At 62.0% G+C, this 12,503-nt stretch carries 10 protein-coding genes; 7 read left to right on the top strand and 3 right to left on the bottom strand.

The features are described from left to right. The first annotated feature begins 234 nt into the window (after window positions 1–234). Both cstA and RTE01_RS22330 read left to right on the top strand, forming a co-directional pair. Window positions 235–2,340: a pyruvate/proton symporter CstA gene (cstA, locus tag RTE01_RS22325; RefSeq protein ID WP_041144533.1), complete on the top strand. Its 2,106-nt coding sequence runs from the start codon at window positions 235–237 to the stop codon at window positions 2,338–2,340. 62 nt (window positions 2,341–2,402) lie between these two features. Continuing rightward, window positions 2,403–2,600 carry a YbdD/YjiX family protein gene (locus RTE01_RS22330; RefSeq protein WP_041144534.1) on the top strand — a complete coding sequence of 66 codons (198 nt, stop codon included), beginning with the start codon at window positions 2,403–2,405 and terminating at the stop codon, window positions 2,598–2,600. A 90-nt stretch (window positions 2,601–2,690) separates the two neighbouring features. Here the strand turns inward: RTE01_RS22330 and RTE01_RS22335 are convergent, their stop codons facing one another. After that, on the bottom strand, window positions 2,691–3,788 hold the full coding sequence (locus RTE01_RS22335; protein ID WP_115193347.1) for an oxidoreductase: 1,098 nt from the start codon (window positions 3,786–3,788) through the stop codon (window positions 2,691–2,693). A gap of 163 nt (window positions 3,789–3,951) precedes the next feature. Between RTE01_RS22335 and RTE01_RS22345 the strand changes: the two genes are divergently transcribed. The 4 genes from RTE01_RS22345 to RTE01_RS22360 are packed head-to-tail and all read left to right on the top strand — an operon-like array spanning window position 3,952 to window position 8,788. Continuing rightward, window positions 3,952–5,454: a sugar ABC transporter ATP-binding protein gene (locus tag RTE01_RS22345; RefSeq protein ID WP_123551081.1), complete on the top strand. Its 1,503-nt coding sequence runs from the start codon at window positions 3,952–3,954 to the stop codon at window positions 5,452–5,454. Continuing rightward, the gene (locus RTE01_RS22350) at window positions 5,451–6,449 is read left to right on the top strand and encodes an ABC transporter permease (RefSeq protein WP_041144537.1); all 999 of its coding nucleotides are present in this window, start codon (window positions 5,451–5,453) and stop codon (window positions 6,447–6,449) included. The genes RTE01_RS22345 and RTE01_RS22350 overlap by 4 nt, the downstream gene beginning before the upstream one ends. A 20-nt stretch (window positions 6,450–6,469) precedes the next feature. Then, window positions 6,470–7,534, top strand: coding sequence for a sugar ABC transporter substrate-binding protein (locus RTE01_RS22355; protein ID WP_045854426.1), 1,065 nt, complete (start codon window positions 6,470–6,472; stop codon window positions 7,532–7,534). Window positions 7,535–7,543: 9 nt separating this feature from the next. Continuing rightward, window positions 7,544–8,788: an LVIVD repeat-containing protein gene (locus RTE01_RS22360; RefSeq protein WP_134525398.1), complete on the top strand. Its 1,245-nt coding sequence runs from the start codon at window positions 7,544–7,546 to the stop codon at window positions 8,786–8,788. A gap of 59 nt (window positions 8,789–8,847) precedes the next feature. On the opposite strand, the gene mtnK is transcribed toward RTE01_RS22360, so the two are convergent. Next, on the bottom strand, window positions 8,848–10,047 hold the full coding sequence (gene mtnK, locus RTE01_RS22365; RefSeq protein ID WP_041144540.1) for an S-methyl-5-thioribose kinase: 1,200 nt from the start codon (window positions 10,045–10,047) through the stop codon (window positions 8,848–8,850). A 103-nt stretch (window positions 10,048–10,150) separates the two neighbouring features. On the opposite strand from mtnK, the gene mtnA reads away from it, so the two are divergent. Next, complete coding sequence (gene mtnA, locus RTE01_RS22370) at window positions 10,151–11,179, top strand: S-methyl-5-thioribose-1-phosphate isomerase (protein ID WP_134525399.1); 1,029 nt, start codon at window positions 10,151–10,153, stop codon at window positions 11,177–11,179. A gap of 40 nt (window positions 11,180–11,219) precedes the next feature. Here mtnA and RTE01_RS22375 read toward each other — a convergent pair whose 3' ends face one another. Then, on the bottom strand, window positions 11,220–12,488 hold the full coding sequence (locus RTE01_RS22375) for a histidine-type phosphatase (protein ID WP_134525400.1): 1,269 nt from the start codon (window positions 12,486–12,488) through the stop codon (window positions 11,220–11,222). Window positions 12,489–12,503: the final 15 nt, after the last annotated feature.

Genomic DNA, 12,503 nt, shown 5'->3' on the forward strand with positions numbered 1-12,503 from the left:
CCGCGTCCCGTCCGGGCTACGCTTTTATTTCTGTAGCCCGAGCGGGCGCGGCGCGAGCCTCTTTCTGACGCCGCTGTTTTCATCCATTTTCCTGCCAGAAGTGATCTCGCTAGCAATGTGAGATAAATCCCTGCCTGCGGGCGACATCTCCAGGGTTTCAACGTTGTTAAAGTCTGCGTTGTGTTCTAGAAACAAAATGTAACAGATTGATTACCCTACCCGTGGAACCCGATAATGAATAATTCAGGGAAATACCTCATCTGGACACTGCTCTCCGTCATTGGAGCCTTTGCCCTCGGCTACATAGCCTTAAACCGCGGCGAACAGATTAATGCGCTATGGATTGTCGTGGCGGCGGTCTGTATCTATCTGATTGCCTATCGCTTCTATGGCCTCTACATCGCCAAAAACGTGCTGGCGGTTGACCCGACGCGGATGACGCCCGCGGTGCGGCACAACGACGGCCTCGACTACGTTCCAACCGATAAGAAAGTGCTGTTCGGTCACCATTTTGCGGCCATTGCCGGCGCGGGGCCGCTGGTTGGGCCGGTGCTGGCGGCGCAGATGGGCTACCTGCCGGGGATGATCTGGATCCTCGCCGGCGTGGTGCTGGCCGGTGCGGTGCAGGACTTTATGGTGCTGTTCGTTTCGACCCGCCGCGACGGCCGCTCGCTCGGCGAGCTGGTGAAAGAGGAGATGGGGCCCACCGCCGGGGTGCTGGCGCTGGTGGCCTGCTTTATGATCATGGTGATCATCCTCGCGGTGCTGGCGATGATCGTGGTGAAAGCGCTGACCCACAGCCCGTGGGGAACCTACACCGTTGCCTTCACCATCCCGCTGGCGGTCTTTATGGGGATCTACATTCGCTATCTGCGCCCGGGGCGCATTGGCGAAGTGTCGGTGATTGGCCTGGTGATGCTGGTGTTTGCCATCGTCTCCGGCGGATGGGTTGCCGAAAGCGCGACCTGGGCGCCGTGGTTTGACTACACCGGCGTGCAGCTGACCTGGATTCTGGTGGGCTACGGCTTTATTGCCTCGGTGCTGCCGGTTTGGCTGCTGCTGGCCCCGCGCGACTACCTCTCAACTTTCCTGAAAATCGGCACCATCGTCGGGCTGGCGATTGGTATTCTGATCATGCGCCCGACGCTGACCATGCCGGCGCTGACTAAGTTTATTGACGGCACTGGCCCGGTGTGGAGCGGCAGCATGTTCCCGTTCCTGTTTATCACCATCGCCTGCGGCGCCGTGTCGGGCTTCCACGCGCTGATCGCCTCCGGCACCACGCCGAAAATGCTGGCCAATGAAGGCCAGGCCTGCTTTATCGGCTATGGCGGCATGCTGATGGAATCCTTCGTCGCCATTATGGCGCTGGTGGCGGCCTGTATTATCGATCCGGGCGTCTACTTTGCGATGAACAGCCCGCTGGCGGTGCTGGCACCTGCCGGGACCACCGACGTGGTGGCGTCCGCCGCGCAGGTGGTCAGCAGCTGGGGCTTCACCATCACGGCGGATACGCTGCACCAGATAGCCAGCGAGGTCGGCGAGCAGTCGATTATCTCGCGTGCCGGCGGTGCGCCGACGCTGGCGGTCGGGATGGCCTACATCCTGCACGGCTCGCTGGGCGGCCTGATGGACGTCGCTTTCTGGTACCACTTCGCCATTCTGTTTGAAGCGCTGTTTATTCTGACGGCGGTGGATGCCGGCACCCGCGCGGCGCGCTTTATGCTGCAGGATCTGCTCGGCGTGATAAGCCCGGGGCTGAAGAAAACCAGCTCGCTGCCGGCGAACCTGCTGGCGACGGCGCTGTGCGTACTGGCGTGGGGCTACTTCCTGCACCAGGGCGTGGTGGACCCGCTCGGCGGGATTAACACCCTGTGGCCGCTGTTCGGCATCGCCAACCAGATGCTGGCGGGGATGGCGCTGATGCTCTGTGCGGTGGTACTGTTTAAAATGAAGCGTCAGCGCTATGCATGGGTTGCGCTGCTGCCCACGTCGTGGCTGCTGATTTGCACCCTGACCGCCGGCTGGCAGAAGTCGTTCAGCCCGGATACCAAAGTGGGCTTCCTGGCGATCGCCAATAAGTTCCAGGCGATGATCGACAGCGGCGCTATCCCGCCGCAGTACACCGAATCCCAGCTGGCGCAGCTGGTCTTTAACAACCGCCTGGATGCCGGCCTGACCATCTTCTTTATGGTGGTGGTGGTGGTACTGGCGCTGTTCTCAATCAAAACCGCGCTGGCGGCGCTGAAAGAGGACCATCCTACTGCCAGAGAGACGCCGTACGAACCGATGCCCGCCGATGCTGAGAGCCTGATAACCCAGACGAAACGCGCGCATTAGCCAGCCGGTTTTTGTTAGCCAAATCCTCTCCCGCAAGGGAGAGGATGATGTGAGAGAGAAAAATGTTCGATACCCTTTCGAAAGCGGGAAAATACTTAGGCCAGGCGGCAAAGATGATGATTGGCGTGCCTGATTACGATAACTACGTCGCGCATATTCGCCAGACCCACCCTGAGCAGACGCCGATGACCTACGAAGAGTTCTTCCGCGAGCGCCAGGACGCGCGCTACGGCGGCAAGGGCGGCGCGAAGTGCTGCTAGGCCACAGCCTCAGGCGTTAACCCCCCGTCTACGTCCAGACCGGTACCGGAAATCTGTCCGGCTACCGGGCTTGCCCACGCTTTCCCGCGCTCAGTGCACCTGCCGACGAAAATTTTCCACCTTCACGAAGGCGGCGTACAGGGTCTGCGGCGTCAGCTCCACCGGCAGGAAGTGGATCGATTCGACCGGACGCAGGGTATGGGCAATGACCCGATCCAGCTCGTCCCGGTTGTGGATATCGATATCCAGCTCCGCCAGGGTAGTCGGCAGATTAAAGCGACGATAGGCCGCCACCAGCTGGGCTAAAACCTCGTCCTGGCCGAGCAGGGCGCTCTGCACCAGAATGCCGTAGGCGACCTTGGTGCCGTGGAGAAACTTCTCCGTCTGCGGCAGCACCGTCAGGCCGTTGTGCACCGCGTGGGCCGCCGCAACCCGGGTGTAGCGCTCGCCGAGGCCGCCGACCATTCCGCCGCCGGCGATAATCGCATCGATAACGTCCAGCAGCGGCTGGCTCAGCTCGCCGCGCTGCCGGTCGGCGAGCGCCGTTTCGCTGCTCTCCAGCAGAACGTCGCGGATCGCCAGCGCGCCGTTAATCCCCAGGCGTACGGTCAGCGGCAGGGTTTCCGGCCGCGGCGCCAGCACCACCGCCTCATACCATTTCGCCAGCGTATCGCCGATCCCCGCCAGCAGATACTCCTCCGGCGCGTTGAGGACGATCCGCGGCTCCACCAGCACCAGGAAGTTGGCGTCGTCGAAAATTTCAAAATGCAGCGCCTGGCCGGCGTCGTTGTACCACACCGACAGCGGAGTCCACGCCGCGCAGGTGGCGGCGATGGTCGGGATCGCCACCACCGGTAGCGCAAGCCGTCTGGCCACCGCTTTGGCGGTATCCAGCAGCGCGCCGCCGCCGACGCCAATCACCACGGAGCGGTCTTCACCCGCCTCGTGGACCAGCCGGGCGACGTCGCTTTCGCTGCAGTGGCCCTTAAAGAGGATTTTTTTGGCGCCGGGCGCGCTGAAGGCCTCGGGTAAAAAGGGTTCTGCGCCGGCGATTGCCCGCTCGCCGTAGATCCACAGCGCCCGGGAAAGCTGCTCTGCGCTGTAAAAATCATGCAGCCGCGCGAGGCTGCCGGGATGGGAGAAGTAGTTGGCGGGGCCGGGGACCACGCGGATATCGCTGTTGCTCATAGAGGCTGCCCTTATTGTCGTTTCGCTAACCTGATGTTATGTCTGGACATCCGGATGGCTAATATTATTTCGTTTTATCTTATGCCTTTTACGCAGTTGTCAGTCAAGGACGGCTGTGAAAAATTCATTAAATCAGAATATTAATCGTAAAGGGTAGCAGGGGATGACAGCCAATCGCCTCGAGATGCACAACATTAACCTGGCCTTTTCCGGCTTTCGGGCGCTGAACAACGTGGCGTTTTCCCTCAAAGGGGGGACCGTGCACGCGCTGACCGGCGCCAACGGCGCGGGAAAATCGACGCTGATGGCGGTGCTTTGCGGCACACACGCCCATTACGAGGGCGAGATTGTCATCAACAATCAGCCGGTCAATATTCGTTCTCCGCGCGATGCAAAGCAGCTTGGCATTCACCTGGTGCAGCAGGAGGTTGACGTGGCGCTGGTTCCGGGGCTGAGCATTGCCGAGAACATCATGCTGGACCGGCTGGCGCTGCCGGGTCAGGGCTTTAGCTGGCGGCGGGTCCGCGAGCAGGCCCGGGCCGCGCTGGCCCAGCTGGATATCGTCCTTGACGTGCGGCGCTCTATCGACAGCTGCTCGCTGGCCGAGAAGCAGCAAATCCTGCTGGCGCGGGCCCTGTCGCACCACTGCCGCTTCCTGATCCTTGATGAGCCGACGGCGCCGCTGGACCGTCACGAAAGCGAACGCCTGTTTACCGTGGTGCGCCGCCTGCAGCAGCAGGGGATCGGGGTGGTGTTTATCTCGCACCGCATTCACGAGCTGAAGGCCATTTGCGATACCTTAACGGTGCTGCGCGACGGCCGACTGATCGAAAGCGGCCCGATGGCGGAGCTCAGCGGCGAGCAGATCGTGGAAAAAATGCTCGGCCATGAGCTCAGCGATATCTTTCCGCCGAAGCGCCCGCCGCACGGTGAAGAGGTGCTGCTCCAGGTGGAAGGGCTACACGACGAGGGGCTGCTGCAGGATATCTCTCTGCGCCTGCGCAAAGGTGAAATTCTCGGCATCGCCGGGCTGGCGGGGGCCGGTAAAACCGAACTGTGCAAGGCGCTGTTCGGCGCCAGCAAAAGCCGCCTGACGCGCGGCGAGCTGAACAGCCAGCCGTGGCGTCCGCGCGACCCGGCGGACTCCGTCACCCGCGGGCTGGCGCTGGTGCCGGAGGAGCGGCGCAAAGAGGGCATTTTTATCGAAGAGCCTATCGCCATGAACCTCGCGGTGAGCGCCGATCGCAGCTTTTCGCGCTGGAGCCTGTTTGGCCATCGCCAGGCGTGGCGTTGGGCGGAGGAGGTGGTGGCCCGCATCGGCATTCGCACCACCGGCCCGGGGCAGACGCTGCGTCGCCTCTCCGGCGGCAATCAGCAGAAGGTCGCCATCGGTAAGTGGCTGCGCGGCAGCGCCAACGTGCTGATTTTTGATGAGCCGACCAAAGGCGTCGACGTGAAGGCAAAGACCGACCTGTTCAACCTGATCGACGGGCTGGCGCGAGAAGGCAAAGGGGTGATCTACGCCTCGGGCGAATTCTCGGAGCTGGTTGGATTGTGTGACCGCATTTGCGTGCTGTGGGATGGCCGCATTGTGGCAGAAATAGCGGGCGCAGAGGCCCGTGAAGAGACCCTACTTTATTACTCCACCGGAGGAGCAGCAGCGTGAGCAAGGCCCTGACCGCTACCGCGACGGCATCGAGCCGTCAGCGATTTTTCGATTTTCTCTACAAATGGGGCATGTTGCTAACCGTTGTGCTGCTGATCGCCGTTTTTGGCCTCGCATCGGATAACTTCCTCGACCCATTCAACATCATCAACATTCTGCGCTCGATTGCCATCGTCACGGTGATCGCCATCGGGGTGTCGATTTCGCTCACCATCGGTGGATTCGACCTGTCGGTCGGCTCGACCGCCTCGCTGGCAAACGCGCTGGTGATTTCGCTGTTCGTCTGGCACGGGTTTAGCACCACCGAGGCGATTCTGGTGACCCTGGCGCTGTGCACCCTGGTGGGGCTGTTTAACGCCTTTCTGATCGTGGTGCTGCGCATTCCCGACATGCTCGCGACCCTCGCCAGCCTGTTCGTGATCCAGGGCGTGGCGATGACCTACAGCTACGGCGGCTCGATTACCGAGAACATGGTGCTGCCGAGCGGCGAGATGGCGGAAGGGACCATTCCGGCGGCGTTCGGCCTGCTGGGGCAGGTGCCGACAATTGTCATCATTATGCTGGCGGTAACCGTGGTTGCCCAGCTGGCGCTCTCGTTTACCACCCACGGGCGGCGGATGTACGCCATCGGCGGCAACCCGGAGGCCGCGCGTCTTTCCGGCCTGCGCATCACGCGCTACAAGGTGGCGGCGTACGTTATCGCCTCGCTGCTGGCGGGCCTCGGCGGCATTCTGCTGGCGTCGCGCATCGGCTCCTCCCAGGTTAACGCCGGCGGCGGTTACCTGATGGACGCGGTGGCGGCGGCGTGGATCGGCTTCTCGCTGGCGGGTTCGGGCAAACCGAACGCGCTGGGCACGCTGGTGGGGGCGGTGATCCTCGGGGTGCTCTCCAACGGCCTGGTGATGCTCTCGGTTCCGTACTACGCAATGGACATTATTAAAGGGCTGGTGCTGGCTGGCGCGTTAGCACTGACCTATTTTCAGCGCCGCACCTAATTATAAACAGGGTAAACATGATGAAAAAAATAACGCTTTCTCTTATCGCGCTGGGGCTGCTCAACTCCGTAGCCGCCTATGCTGAGACGCCAACGCCGGTGCCGGCGGCTATCGCTGAACATAACGGGCCGATCCGCATTGCGGTGATCCGCAACCTGGGCTCCGATGATAACACCACCCAGTTTGTCTCCGGGGCTATCCAGGAAGGCAAGAAGCTCGGCTTTAAAATGAGCACCTTCCTGAGCAACGGCGACGATGCGAAATTCCAGGACTTCGTCAATCAGGCCATCAGCCAGAAATATGACGGCATTATTCTCTCCCAGGGGCGCGATCCCTACTCGACCGCGCTGGTGAAGAAGGCGGTGGACGCCGGGATCAAGGTCGCGGTATTTGATACCGCCGTCAGCGGCGAGATCCCTGGCGTGACCGTAACCCAGCAGGATGACGCCTCCCTGACCGATCTATCCTTTGGTCAACTGGTGAAAGATTTCAACGGCAAAGCCAACATTATCAAGCTGTGGGTCGCCGGCTTCCCGCCGATGGAGCGCCGTCAGGTGGCTTACCAGGCGCTGCTCAAGCAGAACCCTGGCATCAAAGAGCTGGAGTCGATCGGCGCCGTCTCCTCCGACGTGCAGGGCGATACCGCCAACAAGGTCGGGGCGATCCTCGCGAAATACCCGAAAGGCAAAATTGATGCGATCTGGGGTACCTGGGACGCCTTCAGCCAGGGCGCCTATAAGGCGCTCAAAGAGAACGGGCGCACCGAAATTAAGCTCTACAGCATTGATATCTCTAACCAGGATCTGCAGCTGATGCGCGAATCCGGCAGCCCGTGGAAGGTGAGCGTGGCGGTCGATCCGAAGCTTATCGGGGCGACCAACGTGCGCCTGGTGGCCAACAAGATTGCCGGAGAGCCGACGCCTGCAACCTACGATTTTAAAGCGGCGGCAATTCCTCAGGCGCTGCTGGCCGCGCAGCCGGGGGCGGTGAACGTGGCGTCGCTGGGCAAAATCATTCCGGGCTGGGGCCAGACCGAAGACTTTATCGCCCCGTGGTTCGCCACCCTGGAAGCCAAAAACAAGTAAGGAGCAGGTATGGCGACGGAACTCCCGCGCCCCGACTACAGCCGCAATATGCGGCTGATTGGGCATAGCGATCAGGGCGGACGCCCGGACGGCGTTCAGCTGATGGTGCATCGTGGTTTTGCCTATATCGGCCACATGGTGTCCCAGGGTTTTTCGGTGGTGGACGTTCGCGATCCGAAAAATCCCAAAGCGGTGAACTACGTTGCCGCGCCGCCCGGCACCTGGAACGTGCACCTGCAGGCGCACGACGACCTGCTGCTGGTGATCAACGCCCGGGATCTCTTTGCCGATGCCCGCTTCGCCGACGAGAAGGTCTACTACACCCGCTCGGTGGGGGAGACGGTCAGCGACGTGCGGGAGAAGGGCTGGAGCGCCGGGCTGCGTATTTTTGATATCTCCGTTGCCGATAAGCCGCGGGAAATCAGCTTTCTGTCGCTCGACGGGATCGGCATTCATCGAATCTGGTACGTTGGCGGCCGCTGGGCCTACGTTTCCGCGCTGATCGACGGTTTTAGCGACTATATCTTCCTGACTATCGATCTCGCCGATCCGCACAACCCGCAGGTCGCCGGCCGCTGGTGGCTGCCGGGGATGAACCAGGCGGCGGGGGAGACGGCGAGCTGGCCGCAGGGGAAACGCTACGCCCTGCATCACGCCATTATTGCCGGGGATACCGCCTACGGCAGCTGGCGCGATGGCGGCCTGACCCTGCTCGACGTCAAGGACCGCACCCAGCCGAAGCTGATTAGCCACCGCAACTGGAGCCCGCCGTTTGGCGGCGGCACCCATACCGCGCTGCCGCTGCCGGATCGCGACTTGCTGGTGGTGCTCGACGAAGCGGTGCTCGATAACCAGCAGGATGGCGAGAAGCTGATCTGGCTGTTCGATATCCGCGAACCGGCGAATCCGGTCAGCATCTCGACCTTCCCGCAGCCTCGGGAGGAGGACTATGTGGCGAAAGGGGCGCATTTTGGCCCGCATAATCTGCATGAGAACCGCCCCGGAAGCTTTGTCAGCTCGACGCTGATTTTCGCCACTTACCAAAACGCGGGGGTGCGGGCCTACGACATCTCCGACCCCTATCGGCCGGTAGAAACCGGGGCGCTGGTGCCCGCGGCGCCGGCGAAGATGATGGATACCCGACCGGGCCGCCCGCGGGTGATCCAGTCCTGCGACGTGTTCGTTGACGCGCAGGGGATTATCTACAGCACCGACTATAACGGCGGGCTGTCGGTGATCGAGTATTTGGGGTAGGGAAGGGCGGTGAATGGAGAACCCGGGCAGCGCGCTGCCCGGGAACGACCGGGAAGGGCTTAGCCGTACTGGCGAATGCGGGCGATCAGCTCGTCAACGCCGTCGATGCGTTCGGCAATCACGATCAGCGCTTTGCCGAGCGAAATCGCGTGGCGCAGGCACTCGTGGCGCATGGCCTCATCGCCAATGCTGTCGATATCGGCGACGTGCGACAGGCCGACGCTGCGGCGAATCAGCTCGGTTCCGCAGAAGCCAATCGCGTCCGTCCACACTTTTTTCAGGAACGCCGAGGCATAGCCGGGATAGGCCAGCGCCGCATCGCGGCTCTTCTCCGCCGCCAGCGCCTGGAAGCGCTCGGCAAAGGTCGTCCACAGCGCCTGAATATCGTTCAGCCGCTGTTCGCGCGCGGCGGCGGCGTCGCGAATGCCCAGATGGCCCGGCAGGCCGCAGTAGTTGAGCAGCAGGTTGCCGATGGCGGTGCCGATATCAAAGCCAATCGGGCCGAAATAACCGAACTCGGCGTCGATGGCTTTAAAGCTGCCTTCGGCAACGAAAATGGAGCCGCTGTGGATATCGCCGTGCAGCAGCGCCTCCGCCTGTGAGAAGAAGCGGTGCTTGAGCGAGGCCACCGCCAGCCTGAGCTGGCTATCGTGGCGCAGGGCGGCAATATCGTCCTCCAGCGCCGGCGGATAGCTGTTGCGTTCATGCACCTGGTAGGGGTCGTTGAAGAACAGATCCTCGGTTATTTCACACATCTCCGGGTTAAGAAAGCGCGCGACCTGGGCTTTTTTATCATGGGGATGGAGATAAAAATCGCTGGTATGGAACAGCGCCTGGGCGAGATATTCCCCCAGTTGGCTCGCCGCCTGCGGATAGTAAACGTTGGCGATAAGCTCTCCGCGCCAGATTCGGTGATCGGAAAGATCTTCCATCACCATCACCGCCAGCTCGGGATCGAAATGGTGAATTTTCACCGTGTGCTGCGGGCAGTGCTGATAGTGGGTCACCAGCGTCTGCGCCTCGAGCCGGGCGCGGTCAAGCGTCAGCGGCCAGGACTCGCCGACGCAGCGGACGTAGGGCAGCGCCTGCTTAACCACAATGCGGCTCACGCCTTGGGTATCAAAAATTTTAAATACCAGGTTGAGGTTACCGTCACCCACTTCCTGCGCGGACACCAGTTCCGACGGGTTATCGATACCGCCAAATTGTTGTGCATAAGCCACCGCATCGCTGGCCGTGAAGGTATGGTATTGCGACATTGCCTCGATCCTCAAAAGTTCTGGTTAAGCCGTTCAGACGTCTATACTTCTGGATTCCATCCTGACACAATGTGATACAACAACGCAACAGGGATTTAACGACATGCAGACACTACAGATCACCAGCCTGCGGGTAAGCGAAAATCAGCTTTTTATTCTTGACCAGCAGGCATTGCCGCAGGAAAAACGCTGGCTGGCGGCAGATAACGTCCCGTTACTGGTTGACCATATTCACGCTCTGCGGGTACGCGGGGCGCCGTTAATCGGTCTTTCTGCCAGTCTGCTGTTAGCGCTTTTGGCGCAGCGCGGCCTGACCCGCGATGAGCTATCGCAGGCGCTGGAAACGCTGCGCGCCGCGCGTCCGACGGCGGTTAACCTGATGAATAACCTCGATCGCATGAAGCTGGCGCTGGCTGAGGAAAACTATATTCCGGCCCTCGAAGAGGAGGCGCTGCGCCTGATTGAAGAAGATAAGCAGCTGTGCGCCAGCATCGCGGAAACCGGCGTTAGCCTGGTCAACGCGGGCAGCCGTCTGCTGACCCACTGCAACACCGGCGGTCTGGCGACGGCCGGAGTCGGTACGGCGTTAGGGGTGATTGCGCTGGCCCATCAGCGCGGCCTGGTGGCGAACGTGTGGGTCGACGAGACCCGCCCGCTGCTGCAGGGCGGCCGCCTGACCGCCTGGGAGCTGGGCGAGCTGGGGGTGCCCTATCAGCTGATTACCGATTCGATGGCCGCCAGCCTGATGGCTAAAGGGCAGGTCGACGCGGTGTGGGTTGGCGCCGATCGCATTGCCGCCAACGGCGATGTGGCGAACAAAATCGGTACCTATTCGCTGGCGGTGCTGGCGAAATATCACGGTATTCCGTTCTACGTTGCCGCGCCGCAAACCACCCTCGACCGCCGCTGTCCGAACGGCGAGGCCATTCCTATTGAGCAGCGCGCGGCGGCGGAGGTGACCGGGGTGGCCGGCAGCTTCGGCGCGGTGCAGTGGGCGCCGGCGGATGCGTCGGTTTATAACCCGGCGTTTGACGTCACGCCGGCGGCATTAATCAGCGGCTGGGTGCTGGACAGCGGCGTCGTTACCCAGGAGCAGGTGGCGGCCGGCGCATTTGCGCCCAGCGTTGCTTAGGAAAAAAGGCGAAGCGATGCCCCATCGCTTCGCGGTTGGCTTAGGGTAGCTCGAGGTTTACCGCGCTGACCGACTGCCGGTCAACGTTTTTGCCTAAGGCCGTAAGCGCCTGCCGGTAGGGACATAGCGTACCCACTTGCGTGAGTCGGCATCCCGGCTGGCTCCACTCCTGGCGCAGCAGCGGATGCTGCCGATCCGGCGTCTGCAGGTGGCGCAGGTCGTCGAGACTTTGCGCCTGGAAATAGACCCGGAGATAGCGTTCGCCGTTACTCGCGTCGCGCCAGCGTTCAAGCACCAGGCTGCTGCCCGGCGGGATATTCCCCCGGCTGTAGCCCGGCAGCTGCCAGCTAAACGCCATCAGCGTGCGCACCATCGCAATATTGGTATCGTGAGCCACCAGCAGCAGCCAGCGAACGTCCGGCTTTGCGCCCTCTTCGACGCCTTGCAGCATCGCATTCAGCAGGATTGAACCGCGCTTTTGCGCCGTATAGAAAACGTCGTTGCTCAGATCGTAGTTTGCCGTCAGCAGCGGCAGCAGGGCGCTAATCTGCGCGGAGCGGGTAATGTTTCCCCACGCCAGCTGGCTGAGCGGCAGGTTTTCGCTCCAGCCGAGGCGCAGCGTTTCGACCATATTAGCCATCACGCTAAGGCCTTCAATTGAGACTTTACCGCTTTTCCCCTGCTTAACCTGCCAGGGCTGGTCAAAGACCGGACAGGGCTTGCCGGCGATGCAGACGGCGTTTTTCAATAGCTGGATGGTGGGCTCCAGGGCCCGGCGGCGCAGCGCCAGGTCGCCGGCTTTTTTTTGCACCTCCGCCAACTGCCGGGTGGGATCGGTCTGGGTTGTCGCGAACCGGTCGGTCTGGAACAGCGGGTCAGCGTCGCTGGCGACGTAGTGAATGCGCGTCCCGCATCCCGGAAACGCGCCGTCAACCAGGGCCTCAGCGGTGGCTCGCGTGCGCTGCAGCGGGCTGGCGCGGACGTAGATGTCGCCCGGGGTCGGGCAGCCGGCGCTCAGCAGCCCGAGCGCGCGGTAGTGCGCGCCCTCGGCCCGCCCTTTGTTCACGACCGCCGCGTAGCCGTGGCCGGTTAATTCCCCGTCGCGGGTTGTCCACTGCGTCCACGGGCGTTGGGTGGCGGCCTCGATGGCTTCGCGGTTGCCCGCCGTCGGCGGGCGGATCCCGTGGCGACTGAGCTCAACCACTTTTTCCAGCTGGTAGCGTTCGGCGGCACTGGTTTGCCCCGCGCCGAACGCGACGGCGCAGGTGATAAACAGGCGCAGCAATACCTGATGGCGTGTCGTCATCATAGAATATTCCTTATA

Origin of the sequence: Klebsiella terrigena, assembly GCF_006539725.1 — a bacterium.
Taxonomy (GTDB): domain Bacteria; phylum Pseudomonadota; class Gammaproteobacteria; order Enterobacterales; family Enterobacteriaceae; genus Klebsiella; species Klebsiella terrigena.